An 18,576-nucleotide genomic window follows, 5' to 3' on the forward strand; every position below is an offset into this window, starting at 1 on the left:
AACGCTTGTAGGTATCTGAACTCCTCGATTTAATTGATATGATCGATTGGTCCGTTGTTCCTGATTTCAGTAATAGGATGGGCAGAACAGGGTACTCCCGTCGGGCTTTACTTAAGGCTATTTTCGTTCAGAAGGTTAAGGGTTTTACAGTAAGGGAGTTGATTCATTTCCTTAAGAGTAATCCTTCTTTTGCTAAATGCATCAGTTTCGATCCTATTATCAATTACATTCCTTCTGAAGCTACTTTCTCTTCCTTTAAGAAGGAGTTTGGCCCTTCTTATTTGGATAAGGTTATCGTTTTTACCGTCCTTAAAGGTATCAAAGAGGGATAAAACGTCCCTATCTTCACCGTGGTTTCCCCTGCTTCTACCTATGATAAGAATTATGCTTTTGTACTTTTAGAAAAGGTTGTTAAGTATCTGGAACTTAGTGGGTTTAGCTTCTTAGCTGATGCCGCATATGATTCAAGCAATGCTTACTCTGAAGAAGTGCAATGCAATCTTTCTAACCTTTTCCATATAGTTTTTCTTATTTTAGCTTACAAAATAAAGAAAAAATTTGCTGTCTTATTCAATTGTCTTTTTTTATACGTATTTTTCTCACAAAATTCTTTAATTCTAACCATTTTTCGATTTTTAAGAATTATTTCAGATTTTCAAAGACGTTTAGGATAATTATCTGATACCTTAGTTCTTTTTCTATTTCATTTGACTTACTTTACCTTTTGTTAATAATTGATTTTGCCTTTTTCTGAAGTGCCTATAAGAACAGGAGTGCAAAGTCCCTCTTCTGCATAGTTTAAGTCAAACTATTCTTCAAGAAATTCTCTCATTCTTTCTGTAGTGTTTGAAACTGCTTCTTCAATGGTATATTTTTCAGTAACTACATTTTGTATCATTTCAGCTAGAAGATTAGCCCCAGATATGCTACCAATTGCAAGGTTAACTACTGAACCAGTTTCAAATCCATAAAGTTTTCCGTATTCGATTTCATCTACAATTACTCGATTAAGATGTTCAAACTGGTTTATTATCGGATCATTCCAATAAGCATCCGATTCCTGTGCTGCAACTGTTACAGGAACAAATGAACCTGGTTCTGTCTGAGCTGTAAGGATGGCATTGATTTCAGGCCTCATGATAAATCTGATAAACTCATAGACTTCTTCAAGATGCCCTTTTTCTTTTGCAGACTTGAATACGTGTATGTCGTTTGGAAATACTAGACTACTTCTTTGTCCGTCTATTGGGAATGGTTGGGGAACACCATCAAGATCATAGATTCCCATATCAAAGAAACGTTTTTGTAATCCTCCAAAATAAGGCATCATTGCAATTTTTCCAGCAGCAAAGTTCATTTCAATTTCTCCCCAAGCCCAGCCTGTTGCACCTGGAGGCGAGAATTTAAAGAGGTCTTTGTAAAACTCCACAGCTCTAAGTGTTTCCGGTGAATTAAATGTAAGATTTCCATTTTCATCAAACAGCTCGACTCCCACATTTGCCATAATTGTATAAACCTGCTCTTGAGTACAAAGATTGTTCCCTGCAGTGAGACCAATACCATATATCTCTTCTCCCTCTGCAGCTGCTTTCAGTGTTATTTTTTGTGCGGCGAGAAGTAATTCATTCCAATTCTTTGGTAGTTCCGATGTTTCCAGATATTTTTCGATTATGCTTGGTCTGTAAATCAGCACCATCGGCATTGTCCATATGGGTATACCCCAGTAGTTACCGTTGATCATGTATGGTTCAAGTTGCGAATCAATAAAGTCATATTTTTCGTCAATTTCTTCTATGAGTTCTCCTAAAGGTATTATGCCGTTTGCCTGATAGGCTGTTATGGTTAGATCTGGTAACGAAAACTGGAAGTCCGGTGTCGTTCCTGCATTGATTGCTGCTAGTGTTTTTGTATACGCGTCATCCCATGGTACTACCTGCTGAACCACTTTAATATCAGGGTATTCCTGTTCGAACAGGTCTATGACTTTCTGAAATGCAGCCACTCTGTGTGCCGGAGACTCATGGTGCCAGAATACAATCGTTGTCTCCGCCATGATAAAAGTAACTAATAATAAAACAATACTTACAACTAGTACTTTTTTCATTCAAAAAACCTCCTTTGTAGTAAAAATTACTGCCTTTAGAAGCTCTAAAATACCAATTAAATCATGGTTATAAAAAACGATTTTTCTCAAAATACTTCCCTGCTTTTTATCCGTTTCTATTCAATATTTGAATTTGAAAATCTTTTTACTAATTCTCTGAAAAGCGTGATATTTTACCATATTATCTAACTCTGATAAAAACCACCTACCATGTTCAAATTTTTCTATTTCTAAAGTGTCTAAGTAAAAAGTTTACGCGTGATATCTTGGTAAAATGAAAAACGCTCTTTTATTCCTCTGTCTCTTTCACCTCCTTCTATTTCTTCAATTTTTTCCAATTTGATCATTTGTTTCTGTGCGTGGGTGATATCCTTATATTTTGATATACCTACTGCCCCCAGAATCGCACCACCAATTATCGAAGACTCCTTTACTTCAGGAATATATATGTCTTCATTGAACAAATTTATAACTCCTTTCTTAATCAATGGGATTTTTGCTGCCAGTGACTGAGCAATCAAATTCCTTCTTTTGCCAAGATTTTCAGCCATAATTATATGAGATTCTTTCAAAGAGAAGATAGGTCCTTCAACAACAGCTTGACAGTATTCCTCTACTCTATCAGCTGAATCTATACCACTAAATCCCCCCATCGGATGATAATCTATGTAGGGTGTCCCTGTTCCTTGTATAAAGGGCATATATATTAACAATGATTCATTATTTGCTTTATTAGCCTTCGATATTAATTCTTTTTTTGAAAGTTTGCTTATTTCACTGAACCAATCAAGGGAATAACCGCCTGCTGGCACGGTTCCTAAATACAAATACTCTTCCTCGTTGATATATTTAAAACCAAATATTTTATTGGAAAGAGATTCAACCAAATTTGACTCTGTTGTTAATAACTGTCCAGCAGTACCATAAACTAAAACAAAGGTTTCATTGTTAACTCCGTTCCCTAATGAAGCAGTTATTAAATCACCTGCTCCGGCAATAACTGGAGTCCCTTTTTTGATATTTGTCAGTTTATTACCTTCTTCGGTAACTTGACCAACTATTTGGTGGCTTTTGTAAATAGTAGGAAGAATTTCTACTGAAATATTCAGTTCACTCAAGAATTCTTTATCCCACTCGTTATTTTTCATATTGAATAAAAGTGTACCCGAAGCATCTGTTACATCTGTTGTCAGTTTCCCTGTGAATTTGTAGACAATAAAATCTTTTGGCTGAATTAATTTGTATGTCTTTTTATATTCGTCAGGATATTCTTCTCTAAACTGAATTAGCTTGCTTAAAGGGAAACCAGGAATAGGTGGATTAAAAAATCTTTGGGATATTTCTTTAGCAAAGTTCTCTTGAAGCCATTTGCTGGATTTTTGTGAATGAATGTCATTCCACAACCAAGCGTTGATAAGTGGCTCACCTGATCTATTTATTGGAAGTAAAGCGTGCATATTTCCCGTTACTGAAATAACATCTATTTTCCTATGATCTACTATCCTTTTTGTCAGTATGGAAACATTCTTCAACCATTTATTTGGGTTTTGTTCTGTTGGATTATTCTCTTTTTCAACGAACTCACTTTCAAAATCTATTATTTTTCCTTTTTCTGAAACTAATGCAACCTTTACCCTGGTAGTACCCACGTCTATAACTAGTACATTCATTAAATACTCCTCCCTTACGGTAAAAAGTACAGATTCCTTACTCGCTTTTTCTTAAAAAGCTCCTTGTTCATTTGTTCACCTCCTGGAATATTAGAACTCACAAGTATATCTGGCTGTTCTCCATTTTCTAAATATTTCTCTGCTACTCTCATTGAAATACTATGCAAAATATAAGCTCCAGCATAGGTTGATACAGGGCCCATAGTAACTCCATTTATTGGAATAACACTATCTCCTACAGGTACATGGTTATCTATTACTACATCAAAGGTTTCATCACCAAGTTTTTTCCCTGTGCTGTGATTGCTATCAAATTTTTCGTAGTTCTTGGAAATTAAAGTAATGACTTTTGCTCCACGTCTTTTACTCTCTAAAGCCACCGTTACTGGGACAGCATTCCCTCCAGAGGTTGAAACAACTATTATACAGTCACCCTTGTTTATTCGCGAGGATTCAACAATATCCTTCCCATATTGTTCATTTCTCTCAATAAAAGAAGTTAATCGGGGCTTTGTAGTAGTTACACTCAGACCTGGAACAAATATGGGTTCAAATAATGCAAGGGTGCCAGCTCTATAATAAACCTCTTCTGCAAGAATAGATGAGTGTGTACAACCAAAAATATAAACATGTTTATCATTTTTAGCTGTTTCATAGATTAATTGGGCAGCCTTTTCAATATTTTCTTTTTCATTTTGTTCAACTTCATCCAAGACTTTTTTTATTGATTCAAGATATTTATTCATAGTCTCCACTTATTTCACCTTCTTTATTTAGAGTGAGTTTGATATATATGTATGCCTTCGGAAAAGAAACTAATAAATTCAAAGTTTATTTACTTACAAATGATTTTATTCTACTTAAAAGAACACAGGTATTAACTTGTTGTTGAAGCAACTTAGAAGTCATTCTTATCTTTTCTTCTTTCTCTTGATAAAAAATTTTCTTATATCATTAGTAAATTGTTAAATTCCTGCTCAACCGTTTCGCTGCTCTTTGTAATTATGCTCCTTCATTTTCTTTGTTAAACTTTAGAGATAGTTTGTATAAAAAATGATCATTCGTTAAGAAACAAAAGTACCTTTTTCATCTTTGCCTCTTCCCAAGATTTTTTGGAATACTACCTTTAGAAAATTTAAAACTTGTTTTATTAACAGATCATACGGAAGGAAGTGTTCCATCCTCTAACTCCTTTAAAATTAAAATCTTATCTTTGAAAATCATTTTACACCTAAAGTATCTAATGATATGAGGGTACAAAAAATGCTGTAATGTAAAACAATTTATTTTGTATTAAAGTAATGACTTTAGTTATTTCTATTTTTTTAATTATACTATTATTTTTTTTCTTTTGCAAATTAGAAATAGCGAGATATCGTCTCCTAATTGGAAATAATTGCCCGTAATTTCGAATAATCACTTTAAATTAAAAAAAATGGAATTGGCATATTGTTATTACTTAAAGCACAATGGATATTCATAACCAAAAAGTAGAGGAGAAGATAAAGACTTTTTAATTGCCGATGATTTTGAAATGGGAGGAGTAGCAAACTTTTATACAGCTCAAGAGGCCGTAATAAAATCACTTAGTTCAGGAATGAACATAGTTAGTATCTGTCATTCTTTTGAGAAACAATCAAAAGCCAAAAACGCTGTATTAAGTAAGTATAAAAATGATGATAATTTTAAAAAGAAGATAAATTTATCACTAGAGAGAATCCACTCTCTAATGAAAATTTCAGCAGATCTGAAAGAGAAAAACAATAATAAAATATCTTTAGAAGAAGTCGGCAAAAAAGAACATATTAAATTAGCTCAAAATATTGTTGATAAATCTATCACTGTTCTTAATATGTCTCATGACACAAGATTTTTACCTTTAAAAAACGTTGATGAAATTTATTACTTTGCCAAAGAGTTGTCATCTTACGGAATTGAGGACAAAAGAACTCAAATTTCTTATATTATTGAGCCTATATCAAAAGAACTCAAAACCAAAGTAAACATCTTAGAAACAGGTAAAATAATCGACCATGAGGTAAGGGAAGAAATAATTCAAAATTCTAAAAACAAAAATATCTTGGTGCTAAGTGAAAATGCATATTTGCATTCAGAATTGGTTGAGCTAATAAGCAAAATGTCCCAAAAAACAAAAAAACTAATCTTAGTTGCTTTAAGAAATCCATATGACGTATTTATTCCCAAAGTAGAGTACGGAATTTGCACATACGGTTTTAATGAAAATATTCAAACTTCTTTACTTAAAATTCTAAAAGGAAAAATAAACCCAACTGGGAACTTACCAATTAAATGGAGGCCAAAATATGCTAGATAACCTGGAAACAGAAAAAAGCAACCCTAAGACTCAGAATTTAGATGGGATGGACATATATGAAATACTACGAATAATTAATCAAGAGGATTCCACAATAGCGTTATCCATCACCGAAAATTTAGAGAATATCAAAGATGTGGTTGTTAACTGTATTTCAGCAATTAAGAATCACGGAAGAATCATATATGTTGGTGCAGGAACGAGTGGTAGAGTAGCTGTTGTAGATGCGGTAGAAACAGTTCCAACTTTTGGTATAGATTCAGGAATCTTTCTTCCCTTAATCGCGGGAGGAGAAAAAGCCTTCTTTGAAGCTACAGAACATGTTGAAGATTACGAAGAAGGTGGAAAAAAAGACTTAGAAAAAAATAAAGTCCGTTCCGAAGATTATGTAATAGGAATAACTGCCAGCGGGCGAACACCTTATGTAAAAGGTGCTTTATCCAAGGCAAAAGAAAAAGGATGCAAAACGGCTTTAATTTGTAACGTAAAAAATCCTGAATTGATGGAAATCTCAGACATTGTAGTTTCTTTGAGAACAGGTCCAGAAGTTATTTCAGGTAGTACAAGAATGAAAGCTGGCACAGCCCAAAAAATGGTTTTAAATATGATAAGCACTGTCACTATGATAAAACTTGGAAAGACTTTCAAAAACTATATGGTGGACGTAAAAATCATGAATCAAAAATTAGAAGAAAGAGCCGTAAGAATAATTTCTGAGGTAACTGGGTTGGACAAAAAAACCTGTAAAGAGTATTTAATCAAGGCTGATATGAAAACCAAATTGGCGATATTGATGATTTTATCTGGAAAAGACAAAGAATTTTGTATAGAAGCTCTAAAGAAAAACGAAGTATTAAGTGAAGCGTTGAAAACATTAAAGAATTAAACTCATACGAAAATCCCCAAATTCGGGGATTTTTTATCAAAATATATTACACTTTTGTTTGAAGATCTCAAACACTTGATCGACCTCATAGGTATTTATCACATCTTTCGCTTCAAGCCAACTTTTAAGTCCAATACCCACTCCATATTTTACGTCTTGTAGTCCTTTCACTCTATGAGCGTCCGGGTATATAGAAAATTTAACCCCTTTTTCTTTAGCATGTTTAACCTATCTCCAATCTATATCTAATCTTTAACCTCTTTTAGTTTGTTATTCCTGACTAATACTTCTATATCTTCATCAAGAGTTTCTAAAGCACGTGCCGCATTATAATATGCTCTGATTTTAAAAGGGTTTCCTCCTTTTAATCCCAGTAAAAGACTTATTTCATTGAGAATATCGCTAACAGTTTTTTTACCCAATTTACTTTAGCTTCCCTTCCCTCAGCATCGCACCCAGAAAGGATTGGGTAGGGCTGGGAAAGTAGCTACTCTCATCAATATTATATCATTCTTAACGTCCATTTTAAAACTATTATTCTGATGATATAATCGTTTAAATATAGTAACTCAAATAAATTAAGGGGAGTGAAAAAATGGCAGATATGCTGGTGAAACTTTATGATTTGAATTACGATGAAAAGGTATTTACTGAATTAAAAGATTCAAAACTAACAGTACGGAGAGCAAAAGCACCAGAAAAGTTTATTGTTTTAAATTGGATAAAAAAAGAATTCGGTGATCACTGGGCAAGTGAATGTGATGTATCTTTTTCTAACAAACCTATCAGTTGTTTCATAGCTTTAGACGAAGATAAAAACAAAATTATTGGTTTTTCTTGTTTCGATGCTACATGTAAAAATTTTTTTGGTCCAATGGGAGTAGACAAAAATTACCGAGGAAAAGATATTGGTAAAGCCTTGCTTTTAATAGCTCTAAAGAGCATGGAAGAAAGTGGTTATGCATATGCCATAATTGGAGGAGTTGGTCCTGCTAAATTTTATGAAAAAGTAGCGAACGCTACATTAATAGAAAATTCTGAACCAGGATTTTATAAGGGCATGTTGAAAAGTTAAGAAAAACTACAAAAATCAAAGTTTTTATTAAATAAATTAAAATATTTCCTCCTAATCGCTTCTCATTACCCATAATCAGATTTGCGATGTAACATGTTTCAGGGTAGTATTGTATTGAGTACCAAAAAAACTAGTTATTTTCAATCCTACGAGCACCTGCCACCTTATGGAAATTAAGCTGGGATGTTAAAGGGAGATAGGGGAATTTAGTATTATTTTTTCTTGGAAAGGCCTTTCCTTGATAGTGTAACAAAAATATTGGAGGTGAAAAGAGTATGAAAAAAGTGTTTGTTGTGTTTCTTTTATTGGCAAGTTTGGTTATGGGAAGCGCATTATTCGCTCAAGTAACCCAAATCCCAAGAGAAGAAGCCGTGTATGTTGCAGGTTTTCAGTGGGGACCACCAACAACTGATAATCCACTTGCAGGTTCCCCAATGACGTTCGTTTCTGATCCTAGACAGCATATTTGGATATATGAAACTTTATTCACATGGGATGCTCTCAACGGAAAGTATGTTCCTATTTTGGGAGAATCCTATAGATGGCTTGATGATCTAAGATTAGAGGTAAAAGTAAATCCAAAAGCGTATTTCCACGACGGAGAACCAGTTACGGCAGATGATGTTGTATATTCCTACAAATTAGGCCAAAAATATCCTCTAGGTCTACAGATTTGGGAATGGTTGAAAGATGTTTACAAGGTAGATAACCACACTGTAATCTTCGAGATGAAGCCAGACAATCCAAACAGATTGATGGTAGAAGATGCAATTGGAGCTACCTTTATTCTTCCAGAACATATTTGGTCTAAGGTTGAAGCAGAAAATAATTATGATTTGACCAAAATCAGACAGTTTAGAAATGAAAATCCTGTAGGCTCTGGTCCATACAAAGTTTTTTATGAAAGTCCAGAAACCATAATCTTAAAAAGAGTAGATAATTATTGGGGAAACGAAGCTTTACACGGTGGGAAAAAACCCGCTGCCAAATATATAGTTCATCCTATTTTCAAAAGTAACGACGAAGGTAGTTTGGCTTTTGAAAACGGAGAAGTAGACGTTTCTCAGCAGTTTACTCCAAGAATATGGGAAATGTGGGAAAAGAAAGGACTTCCAATTGGTACATGGTATGACGAGATTCCTTACCATATGCCTGCAACAATGCCTTCGTTGTGGTTTAACGTGAACAAATATCCTCTCAGTTTGCCTGAAGTTAGAAAAGCCATTGCATATTCTGTAAATTACGCAAGAATTTCAGAACTTGCTATGTCTAATTATTCTCCTAAGGTTCAAGCCAGTCTTATACTGCCCTATGGTGGAGAAGCAAAATACTTCGATGAAAACTTGGTAAAGCAATACGGTTGGGAATACAATCCAAAAGAAGCTGTTAGAATATTAGAAGAAGATTTAGGAGCAACAAAAGGTAAAGATGGAATATACGTTCTTCCCGATGGAACAAGATTAGGCCCCTTTAGCGTAGAATGCCCGTACGGTTGGACAGACTGGAATGCTTCTTTACAAATCGTGGCACAAGGGGCAAGAGCAGTAGGTATAGACATCCAAACATCTTTCCCTGATGCACCTATAGCCTATGATAACAGACAAACAGGTAACTTCGATATGACGATGTGGGCACCTTCACAACCTGGACCTGCTCAACCCTGGTTGAGATTCCAAATAGCACTTTATTCAAAAGGTGTTCCCGAAGTTGGACAAATTGCATACAGTAACTACGGAAGATATAAAAATGAATGGGCTGATCAGCTCATCGATATGATACCAAAAGTAACCGACGAAAAAGAATTAAAGAACCTCTATACAGAGCTAGATCAAATATACAGAGAAGATATACCAATGTTCCCATTAATGTATAGACCTCAGACATTTTACGAATACAATGAAACTTATTGGACAGGTTGGGCAAACGCAAAGAATCCTTACGCACCCCCGATGCCTTTGGTAGGTGCAGGGATGGAAATGTTGTGGCATTTAGAACCTGCTAAATAAAGTTTTTACTAACTATTGATTTAGCCAAGAGTTCGTGGGGGGAAGTTTCAGCCCCCATGAACTCTTTTAAATATACCTTCGAGAGGTGAAGTATGTGAAAGGATTTACGAGATATTTTTTTCAAAAACTTTTTTGGTATTTACTAGCTTTTTTCTTGGCTTTATTTTTAAATTTTTTCTTACCAAGGCTCATTCCAGGAGATCCCATTTCAGTTATAGTAAGTAAAATGATGTCTGGAACCGTGGCAAGTGAGACACAAGAAAGAGTTTATCAATCTTTCATGGAAGAGTTCGGATTGGATAAACCTCTACCTATTCAGTTTTTCAACTATATAGGAAATGTTTTTAGAGGTGATTTAGGAACGACGTTCAGTTTGTACCCTCTTTCTGTTAATGAAGTTTTGGGAAACGCTATTGTATGGACTATTTTTTTACAATTTCCTGCAATAATTGTAGGTTGGATATTAGGGAACTTATTGGGAGCTGCTGCCGCTTACAGAAAAGGGGTTTTCGACAAAACTATTTTTCCTGTGGCACTATTCGTTAATTCTATCCCTTATTATGCTTTGGCAATCATATTACTATACGTTTTTGGAGTCTTCTTGGGATGGTTCCCGATTGGTGGTGGTTACAGCAGAACATTGCTCCCTTCTTGGAGTTGGGCCTTTGTGATTGATGTTTTACATCATTACTTCTTACCTTTTATTTCCATCGTTTTAGTAACAATAGGGGGACAAGCCATAGGTATGAGAGAGATGTCAATATATGAATTAAATACAGATTATGTTACCTACAGTAAGATGTTAGGTATCAAAGATAAGAAGATTCAAAGCTATGTTTTCAAAAATGCAGTTCTTCCTCAAATAACAGGGCTTGCAATAAGTTTAGGTACAATGGTGGGGGGAGCTTTGATCACCGAGATAGTCTTTGGATACCCCGGAGTGGGAACGTGGCTATTCAACGGAATAAGACAATTAGATTATCCAATGATCCAAGGTTCAACGCTTATAATAGCGATGATGGTTTTAATTGCTAATTTTATTTTGGATATGGTCTACGGACTAATAGATCCTAGAATTAAAGCTGCGCAAACGGAGGAGGGTTAAGATGAATACAATAAAATTACTATTGAAATCTCCAAAATTCCTAATAGGATTCGGCCTTTTTATGTTTTTATTCCTAACTGCCTTCATATACCCTGCAGTATCACCAAAAGATCCATTGGAGATGGTTGGATTTATGTACGAGTCCCCTTCCTCAACTTACTTGTTGGGAACAGATAACTTTGGAAGAGACGTATTTGTAGAGCTTATTCATGGGATGAAATCCTCATTGATCATAGGATTAATTTCAGGCGTCATTGCAACAACAATAGGTATAACTATAGGCCTTTTTGCGGGGTACAAAGGAGGAACCACTGATAACATATTAAATTCAATAACTAATATATTTTTAGTTATACCTCCATTTATAATACTGATATTGATAACGGTTAGTTTAAGAAGCAGATCCCTGTTTGTTATGGGACTAGTATTGGGGATAACCTCCTGGCCATGGACCGCTCGTGCCGTAAGGGCGCAATCACTCAGTCTAAGAAACAGGGAACATGTTGATATAGCCAGGTTAAATGGTGCCAGCACTGTAGAAATTATAATACGCGAAATAATGCCTTATATCTTATCTTATATATTCATGGCATTTATCCTCCAAGTTGCCACAGGTATTTTAAACGAAGCAGGAATAAGTATGTTAGGACTGGGTCCAAGTAATATAGTTTCACTCGGTACAATGCTTTCATGGGCATTATTATTTGAGTCTGTTAGATCAGGCGCTTGGTGGGCTTTTATTCCTCCCGCAATAATTATTGCTTTAATAACATTTTCATTATATTTTATGAATTCGGGGATGGATGAATTATTCAATCCCAAACTTAGGAGTTGATGAGGTTGGAATCAAAAAAGGTTATTTTAGAAGTTAACAATCTTAAAACCTATTATCAAACAAGGTTAGGAGAAAAAATAAAAGCGGTTAACAGCGTTTCTTTTAACCTATATGAAGGAGAAATCTTGGGAATAGCAGGTGAATCAGGTTGTGGTAAATCTACTTTAGCAATGAGTTTATCAGGCTTGTTTTTATCACCTTTGAAGTACGAAAGTGGATCAGTATTTTTAGACAATGAAAATATCATGCAAAAAAAAGAAAATGAGTTGAGAAGTAATATACTAGGGAAAAAATATTCTTATATCCCTCAAAGTGCTATGAATGCGTTGAATCCAACATTAAAAATCAAAAATTTCATAATAGATCTACTGAAAGAACACGATCCTAATATGACAGAAAAAGAGATCTTAAATTTGGCAAAAGAACGTTTTGAATCTCTTTCTTTGCCCCCAAGAGTTTTAAACCTCCACCCTTTAGAACTTAGCGGTGGTATGAAACAAAGGGTAGTTGTCGCAATCTCCACAATCATGAACCCAGAAGTTGTAGTAGCAGATGAACCAACTTCTGCATTGGACGTAACTTCCCAAAAAATAGTAATAAAATTAATTAAAGATCTTTTTGATAAAAAAATAGTAAAAAGTATAATTTTTATAACTCACGAATTACCCATATTAAGACATATATGTGACCGTATCGCTGTAATGTACGCCGGAGAATTTGTAGAGATAGGAAATATGAAAGATGTAATCTTCGATCCTATTCATCCTTACTCACAAGCATTAATGCAGTCTATTTTAGTCCCTGAAAAAGGCATAAAAGGTAAAAAACTACCAAGCCTTCCTGGTTCACCACCTGATTTAAGGAAAATCCCAAAAGGATGCAGGTTCGCAGATAGATGCCCTTTGGTAATTGAAGATTGTAAGAAAGAAGATGTCACTTTAACCAAATTAGGAGAAAGATCTGTAAGGTGCATTAGATTAAACCATATTTTAACACAAGGGAAGAGGGTGACGCCGTATGTCTAAACTCCCAAATGAAGAGATAATAAAAGTTGAAAATTTGACCAAAATATTTGGAAGTGGCAAAAAAGCTGTAAAAGCGGTAGATAACGTCACTTTTTCTATAAAAAAAGGGGAAATCGTCTCTCTTGTTGGACAAAGTGGAAGCGGAAAAACAACGCTAACTAGATTATTACTCAGGTTGTTAAAAGAAACTGAGGGCAAAATTATTTTTGGAGGTCAGGATATAACAGGTTTAACAGGAAAAGAAAAAAAGCTTTACTGGAAAAAGGTGCAAGCAATATTTCAAGATCCTTACGCCTCGTTCAATATATTTTCCCCGGTAAAAAAAGTTTTAATAGATGCTTTCAAGTTATTTGACAACAGTTTTACAAAACAAGAAAAAATGGCAAAGGTTTACGAAGCTTTGGAATCAGTTAATCTAAGACCTGAAGAAGTAGCAGATAAATATCCTTTTGAATTAAGCGGTGGACAAAGGCAAAGGATAATGATAGCAAGGGCTCATTTGATAAAGCCAAAATTACTCTTAGCTGACGAGCCAACTTCAATGATCGATGCAAACTTAAGATCCGGGATTTTGGAGTTACTGTTAGGTTTAAGGAATACTGAAGGTACTACTATTATGTTCGTAACCCACGACCTTGGTTTGGCTTACTATGTCAGCGATAGACTTTTCATCATGCATGAAGGGAAAATAGTAGAAAGTGGAGAAGCTGATAAAGTAATAACGCAACCCGAACACCCATATACAAAACAATTAATGATGGATGTACCTAAATTATCGGAAGAATGGATCTTAAAATAACATATACACTTTAGAGATAAAATGTGGGTGGGCTGCGGTGCGAAGGGGCGCTAAGATAAGTTTTTGAGTTTGTAAGGATAATAAAAACACCAATATAGGAGGAATAAAAATATGTCTGAAAAAGTTTTCCCAAAGGATTTCATGTGGGGAGCAGCTACTGCATCATACCAAATAGAAGGTTCTCCTTTAGCAGATGGAGCTGGTCCTTCGATTTGGCATAAGTTTTCTCATACACCTGGAAATACGTATAATGGGGACACTGGAGACGTGGCAGACGATCATTATAACAAGTACAAAGAAGATATTGCTTTGATGAAAGATTTAGGATTAAACGCGTACAGGTTTTCTATATCTTGGCCAAGAATTTTCCCATATGGTAAAGGTAAAATCAACGAAAAAGGTGTTGATTTTTACAATAGATTGGTTGATGAATTACTCAAGGCAGATATAACTCCTTTTGTCACATTGTATCATTGGGATTTACCCGCTGCTCTACAAGATCTGGGCGGTTGGACAAACAGAGACATCGCTTATTGGTACACCGATTATGCTGATTACATGTTTCAAAGATTGGGGGACAGAGTAAAAAATTGGATTACTTTAAACGAACCCTGGGTAATGGCTTTTGTTGGCCATTTTATGGGTGAACATGCGCCTGGAATGAAAGACCTTTACGCTTCCTTCTCAGTTGTTCACAATCAGTTGCGAGCTCATTCAAAAACAGTTAAAGCTTTCAGAGAAGAAAACATCAAAGAAGGAAAAATCGGAATAACTTTATCTAATTCTTCACACGATCCTGCAACTAATTCACAAGAAGATAAAGATGCAGCAAGGTTGGCCCATGAATGGACAAATTACCCATTGTTTTTGAATCCAATATACAAGGGCGAATATCCAAGTGGGATAAAAGAATATGCTTCTGAGTTTTTACCTCACAATTACGAAAATGATTTGGAAGAAATAAAAGAAAAAATCGATTTTGTAGGCATCAATTATTACTCTGGAGATCTTGTCAAGGCTGATACAAAATCATTTTTAGGTGGGAAAACCGTTGAAAGAGGTCTTCCAAAAACAGAAATGGGATGGGAGATCTACCCTGAAGGTTTCTACAAAATACTAAAAGGTGTACAAAACGAGTACAATCCAAAAGAAGTGTATGTAACTGAAAACGGTGCTGCTTTTGATGATAAAGTAGTAAACCAAGGGGTACACGATGAAGATAGAATAGATTATTTAAAGAAACATCTTGAACAAGCTTTAAGGGCTATTCAAAATGGAGTTACGCTCAAAGGATACTTCGTCTGGTCTTTATTAGACAATTTTGAATGGGCATGGGGCTATTCAAAAAGATTTGGAATAGTGTACGTTGATTACAAAACTCAAAAAAGGATCATAAAAGATAGCGGTAAATGGTATTCACAGGTTATCAAGAATAATTCTTTTGAATTCTAATCTTGTATTTAAATGAAAAGGCTTTTTTAATAGCAAACAAAGGATGTGAAAAAAATATGGAGAGGGATATAAAAAAGTTGATCTCTCAGATGACACTTGAAGAAAAGGCAAGTTTATCTTCGGGTTTAGACAATTGGCACACCAAACCCATTGAAAGGTTAGGGATACCTTCAATTACGATGAGTGATGGACCTCACGGCTTGAGAAAAGAAGTCACAAATCCTGAAGAAAGCTTGTTGGCAAACAGTACCCCCGCTACGTGTTTCCCAACAGCTGCTACAACAGCTTGTTCTTGGGATAGAAAATTAATAGAAGAAGAGGGAAAAGCTTTAGCTGAAGAATGCCAAGCTGAAAAAGTTGATATTATACTAGGCCCAGCTATTAACATTAAAAGGTCTCCATTGTGTGGAAGAAATTTTGAATATTTCTCTGAAGACCCATTCTTATCAACAGAGTTGGCTACAGCATATATAAACGCTGTACAAAGTTATGGAGTAGGAACCTCTTTGAAACATTACGCTGCAAACAATCAAGAACACAGAAGAATGAGTGTAGATGAAATAATAGATGAAAGAACCTTAAGAGAGATTTACTTAGCAAACTTCGAAGGAGCGGTAAAAAACGGCAAACCTTGGACGGTAATGTGTTCTTACAACAAAGTGAACGGTACCCATGCATCTGAAAACAAATACTTATTGACAGATATATTGAAAAAAGAATGGAATTTCGAAGGATTAGTTGTATCCGATTGGGGGGCAGTGAACGAAAGGGTAGACGGATTAAATGCAGGATTAGACTTAGAAATGCCTTCAAGTTTTGGAATAGGAGACAACAAAATCATACAAGCCGTAAAAAACGGTCAATTAGAAGAGAAGGTATTGGATGAAACTATAGAAAGACTCCTAAAAATCATTTTTAAAGCCATAGATAACAGAAAACAAAACGCAACGTATGATAAAGAAGCTCATCATCAATTGGCGAGAAAGATCGCAAGAGAAAGCATGGTACTTTTGAAGAATGAAGACAATATACTTCCAATTAAAAAAGAAGGAACGATAGCCATAATTGGAGAATTTGCTACATCACCCAGGTATCAAGGTGGTGGAAGTTCGCATGTAAACCCCACAAAAATAGATAACCTACTAGAAGAGATAGAAAAAATAACTCAAGGAAAATCTAAAATTCTTTACGAAAAAGGATACCATATTGACTCAGAAGAAATCGATGAGGAACTTATAGAAAAGGCTAAAAGATCTGTAAAAGAATCTGACGTCGCTGTAATCATCGCAGGACTACCTGAAAGATACGAATCAGAAGGGTACGATAGAGAACATATGCAGATGCCCCAAAGCCATAACAAGTTGATAGAAGAAATCACCCAGATTCAACCAAATACAGTGGTGGTATTAAGTAATGGTGCCCCAGTTGAAATGCCTTGGGTTGATAAAGTCAAAGGGCTACTAGAAAGTTACCTAGGAGGCCAAGCATGGGGAGGAGCTGTCGCGGATATCCTGTTTGGCGAAGTTAATCCTTCTGGAAAATTGGCAGAAACATTTCCAATAAAACTGAGTCACAATCCTTCATCCCTAAACTTCCCAGGGGAAGACGATAGGGTTGAATACCGAGAAGGCATATTTGTAGGGTATAGATATTATGACAAAAAACAAATAGATCCTTTATTTCCATTTGGATATGGATTAAGTTACACCTATTTTGAATATACCGACCTAACAATAGATAAAAAGGAAATAAACGATAGCGAAACGCTGAACGTTAAGGTGAAAGTTAAAAATACAGGAAATATGAGAGGCAAAGAAATAATTCAATTGTATGTAAGAGACATAGAAAGCAAAGTAAATAGGCCAGAAAAAGAACTAAAGGGATTCGAAAAAATACAACTTGAACCCGGCGAAGAAAAAACTGTAACTTTTACCTTGGATAAAAGGGCTTTTGCTTATTACAACACAGAGATACGGGATTGGTACGTAGAAAGTGGAGAGTTTGAAATAATGGTGGGAAAATCGTCGAAAGATATAATATTAAAAGAAAAAGTAAAAGTCAACTCTTCAAAAATAATAAGAAAGAAGTTTCATAGAAATTCCACGATTGGTGATTTAATGGAAGACCCTGTTGGCTCACAAATCTTAAAAGAAATAATGAAAGATCAGATTTCAGAAATTTTCCCAGTCGATGAACACAGAAATGAAGAGTTAGTTCTCTCGATGATGAAGTATCTGCCTCTGAGAGGACTAATAAACTTTGGAAGAGGACAATTCACAGAAGAAATGCTGGAAGAACTCCTTAAAAAACTAAACGAACAAAGATAAGAAACTTTAGAGACGATCCCTAAGATCGTCTCTTTGCTTTAATCACTTACTTAAATTAAAAAGGAGAAGGTGCTCTCTTATGAAATCAAGATCCATTGGTAAAAGAATAATGAGTATAGTAATAATCATATTCATATTGTTCGGCCTTTCTATAATTTTCAATACTACTTCTCTTACCAAATCAAATGCTGGGTTAGAATCTTATAAAAATTTATCAGACCAAGTTAATAATATAACTGAAGTAGAAACAGCATTTTTTGAAGCTTCTTTGAATTTTAAAGATTATTTAGGTAATTACGAAAAAAATTTTGAAAACGGTTTTAGAGGAAATTTATCTAAAATAGAATCATATATGAACGATTTGCTTGACACCACCGAAGAATCTACCTCTTTAGTTTATATTAATGAATCTTTAAATACATATGAATATAATTTCGATAAAATTGTACAATTAAATTCTCGGGCTAATACTTTTCTTTCGGAATACGATAAGCTAAGCAAATCATTTATTCAACAACTAAATAATTTCAATACTTTAACTAAACAATATAGCGTTTTGGCCTTTTCACTATTATCAGAGGATCCTGTTGTAACAGTGCAAAATATCAACGAAGAAGTTAAAAAATATTTCTCTTCTAAATCTTCAAGCGATAAAAACAATGTATTAAATATGTTCTCAACCTTTAAAGACAATTTAGCGTTTGTAGAATTTGGATTAACCAACGATGAACTTAAAAATGCTTTTTCAGAACTAATGGAAAACCTTGATAGTTTAGAAAACACATTCAACCAAATATTCACAGCGATAGAATCCCAGGGGCCCATAATCGGGCAGATGAAACAAGTAAAGCTGCAGAAGAAGGAAGCAAAACGATAGAAAGCATAAGTCAAGCTGTGAAAGAAGCGGTAGAAAGGACAAAAGAAAGTCAAAAAGAAGTAGAAACACTTGCAAGCAAT

16 protein-coding genes and 1 pseudogene are annotated in these 18,576 nt (G+C 34.8%); 12 read left to right on the forward strand and 5 right to left on the reverse strand.

The genetic code is table 11. The annotated features are described in order from the left end of the window. Window positions 1-38 precede the first annotated feature (38 nt). Window positions 39-332, forward strand: a complete 294-nt coding sequence (locus AD60_RS02510) for a transposase (RefSeq protein WP_103927283.1) — start codon at window positions 39-41, stop codon at window positions 330-332. 476 nt (window positions 333-808) lie between these two features. On the opposite strand, the gene AD60_RS02520 is transcribed toward AD60_RS02510, so the two are convergent. The 3 genes from AD60_RS02520 to AD60_RS02530 all read right to left on the reverse strand — a co-directional run bounded on the left by AD60_RS02520 (window position 809) and on the right by AD60_RS02530 (window position 4,520). After that, window positions 809-2,104 carry an ABC transporter substrate-binding protein gene (locus AD60_RS02520; RefSeq protein WP_103927285.1) on the reverse strand — a complete coding sequence of 432 codons (1,296 nt, stop codon included), beginning with the start codon at window positions 2,102-2,104 and terminating at the stop codon, window positions 809-811. A gap of 239 nt (window positions 2,105-2,343) precedes the next feature. Then, the gene (locus tag AD60_RS02525; protein ID WP_103927286.1) at window positions 2,344-3,774 is read right to left on the reverse strand and encodes a xylulokinase; all 1,431 of its coding nucleotides are present in this window, start codon (window positions 3,772-3,774) and stop codon (window positions 2,344-2,346) included. 14 nt (window positions 3,775-3,788) lie between these two features. Next, the gene (locus AD60_RS02530; protein WP_233186799.1) at window positions 3,789-4,520 is read right to left on the reverse strand and encodes a sugar isomerase domain-containing protein; all 732 of its coding nucleotides are present in this window, start codon (window positions 4,518-4,520) and stop codon (window positions 3,789-3,791) included. 788 nt (window positions 4,521-5,308) lie between these two features. Here AD60_RS02530 and AD60_RS02535 point away from each other — a divergent pair. Beyond that, window positions 5,309-6,109: a hypothetical protein gene (locus tag AD60_RS02535; protein ID WP_103927288.1), complete on the forward strand. Its 801-nt coding sequence runs from the start codon at window positions 5,309-5,311 to the stop codon at window positions 6,107-6,109. Next, window positions 6,099-6,995: an N-acetylmuramic acid 6-phosphate etherase gene (murQ, locus tag AD60_RS02540; RefSeq protein WP_103927289.1), complete on the forward strand. Its 897-nt coding sequence runs from the start codon at window positions 6,099-6,101 to the stop codon at window positions 6,993-6,995. Before AD60_RS02535 ends, murQ begins: the two co-directional genes overlap by 11 nt. 36 nt (window positions 6,996-7,031) lie before the next feature. Here the strand turns inward: murQ and AD60_RS10675 are convergent. Then, window positions 7,032-7,247: pseudogene (locus AD60_RS10675) on the reverse strand (histidinol-phosphatase); the annotation flags it as partial. After that, window positions 7,241-7,417: a helix-hairpin-helix domain-containing protein gene (locus tag AD60_RS02550; protein WP_103927290.1), complete on the reverse strand. Its 177-nt coding sequence runs from the start codon at window positions 7,415-7,417 to the stop codon at window positions 7,241-7,243. The pseudogene AD60_RS10675 and the gene AD60_RS02550, both read right to left, overlap by 7 nt. A gap of 173 nt (window positions 7,418-7,590) precedes the next feature. Between AD60_RS02550 and AD60_RS02555 the strand changes: the two genes are divergently transcribed. From AD60_RS02555 to AD60_RS02595, 9 genes are all read left to right on the forward strand, one after another. Further along, complete coding sequence (locus tag AD60_RS02555) at window positions 7,591-8,070, forward strand: GNAT family N-acetyltransferase (protein ID WP_103876318.1); 480 nt, start codon at window positions 7,591-7,593, stop codon at window positions 8,068-8,070. Window positions 8,071-8,345: 275 nt separating this feature from the next. After that, window positions 8,346-10,076, forward strand: a complete 1,731-nt coding sequence (locus AD60_RS02560) for an ABC transporter substrate-binding protein (RefSeq protein ID WP_103876319.1) — start codon at window positions 8,346-8,348, stop codon at window positions 10,074-10,076. A gap of 94 nt (window positions 10,077-10,170) precedes the next feature. Next, the gene (locus tag AD60_RS02565) at window positions 10,171-11,181 is read left to right on the forward strand and encodes an ABC transporter permease (RefSeq protein ID WP_103876320.1); all 1,011 of its coding nucleotides are present in this window, start codon (window positions 10,171-10,173) and stop codon (window positions 11,179-11,181) included. A 1-nt stretch (window position 11,182) separates the two neighbouring features. Then, on the forward strand, window positions 11,183-12,016 hold the full coding sequence (locus AD60_RS02570; RefSeq protein ID WP_103876321.1) for an ABC transporter permease: 834 nt from the start codon (window positions 11,183-11,185) through the stop codon (window positions 12,014-12,016). Beyond that, the gene (locus AD60_RS02575; RefSeq protein WP_103876322.1) at window positions 12,016-13,041 is read left to right on the forward strand and encodes an ABC transporter ATP-binding protein; all 1,026 of its coding nucleotides are present in this window, start codon (window positions 12,016-12,018) and stop codon (window positions 13,039-13,041) included. Before AD60_RS02570 ends, AD60_RS02575 begins: the two co-directional genes overlap by 1 nt. Next, on the forward strand, window positions 13,034-13,840 hold the full coding sequence (locus AD60_RS02580; RefSeq protein ID WP_103876323.1) for an ABC transporter ATP-binding protein: 807 nt from the start codon (window positions 13,034-13,036) through the stop codon (window positions 13,838-13,840). Before AD60_RS02575 ends, AD60_RS02580 begins: the two co-directional genes overlap by 8 nt. A 111-nt stretch (window positions 13,841-13,951) precedes the next feature. After that, a complete protein-coding gene (locus AD60_RS02585; protein WP_103876324.1) occupies window positions 13,952-15,292 on the forward strand; it encodes a GH1 family beta-glucosidase in 1,341 nt (446 codons plus the stop codon). 56 nt (window positions 15,293-15,348) lie between these two features. Beyond that, window positions 15,349-17,619: a glycoside hydrolase family 3 C-terminal domain-containing protein gene (locus AD60_RS02590; protein WP_103876326.1), complete on the forward strand. Its 2,271-nt coding sequence runs from the start codon at window positions 15,349-15,351 to the stop codon at window positions 17,617-17,619. Between the two features lie 79 nt (window positions 17,620-17,698). After that, window positions 17,699-18,496, forward strand: coding sequence for a hypothetical protein (locus AD60_RS02595; protein ID WP_199177826.1), 798 nt, complete (start codon window positions 17,699-17,701; stop codon window positions 18,494-18,496). Window positions 18,497-18,576 lie beyond the last annotated feature (80 nt).

The sequence above is a fragment of the Petrotoga sp. SL27 genome, assembly GCF_002924605.1.
Classification (GTDB): Bacteria; Thermotogota; Thermotogae; order Petrotogales; family Petrotogaceae; genus Petrotoga; species Petrotoga sibirica.

What these genes read in the sequence shown, in the direction of transcription:
- AD60_RS02510 (WP_103927283.1), top strand. Translation starts at nt 39, where the DNA reads ATGATCGATTGGTCCGTTGTTCCTGATTTCAGTAATAGGATGGGCAGA.
- AD60_RS02520 (WP_103927285.1), bottom strand. Translation starts at nt 2,104, where the DNA reads ATGAAAAAAGTACTAGTTGTAAGTATTGTTTTATTATTAGTTACTTTT.
- AD60_RS02525 (WP_103927286.1), bottom strand. Translation starts at nt 3,774, where the DNA reads ATGAATGTACTAGTTATAGACGTGGGTACTACCAGGGTAAAGGTTGCA.
- AD60_RS02530 (WP_233186799.1), bottom strand. Translation starts at nt 4,520, where the DNA reads ATGAATAAATATCTTGAATCAATAAAAAAAGTCTTGGATGAAGTTGAA.
- AD60_RS02535 (WP_103927288.1), top strand. Translation starts at nt 5,309, where the DNA reads ATGGGAGGAGTAGCAAACTTTTATACAGCTCAAGAGGCCGTAATAAAA.
- murQ (WP_103927289.1), top strand. Translation starts at nt 6,099, where the DNA reads ATGCTAGATAACCTGGAAACAGAAAAAAGCAACCCTAAGACTCAGAAT.
- AD60_RS02555 (WP_103876318.1), top strand. Translation starts at nt 7,591, where the DNA reads ATGGCAGATATGCTGGTGAAACTTTATGATTTGAATTACGATGAAAAG.
- AD60_RS02560 (WP_103876319.1), top strand. Translation starts at nt 8,346, where the DNA reads ATGAAAAAAGTGTTTGTTGTGTTTCTTTTATTGGCAAGTTTGGTTATG.
- AD60_RS02570 (WP_103876321.1), top strand. Translation starts at nt 11,183, where the DNA reads ATGAATACAATAAAATTACTATTGAAATCTCCAAAATTCCTAATAGGA.
- AD60_RS02575 (WP_103876322.1), top strand. Translation starts at nt 12,016, where the DNA reads ATGAGGTTGGAATCAAAAAAGGTTATTTTAGAAGTTAACAATCTTAAA.
- AD60_RS02580 (WP_103876323.1), top strand. Translation starts at nt 13,034, where the DNA reads ATGTCTAAACTCCCAAATGAAGAGATAATAAAAGTTGAAAATTTGACC.
- AD60_RS02585 (WP_103876324.1), top strand. Translation starts at nt 13,952, where the DNA reads ATGTCTGAAAAAGTTTTCCCAAAGGATTTCATGTGGGGAGCAGCTACT.
- AD60_RS02590 (WP_103876326.1), top strand. Translation starts at nt 15,349, where the DNA reads ATGGAGAGGGATATAAAAAAGTTGATCTCTCAGATGACACTTGAAGAA.
- AD60_RS02595 (WP_199177826.1), top strand. Translation starts at nt 17,699, where the DNA reads ATGAAATCAAGATCCATTGGTAAAAGAATAATGAGTATAGTAATAATC.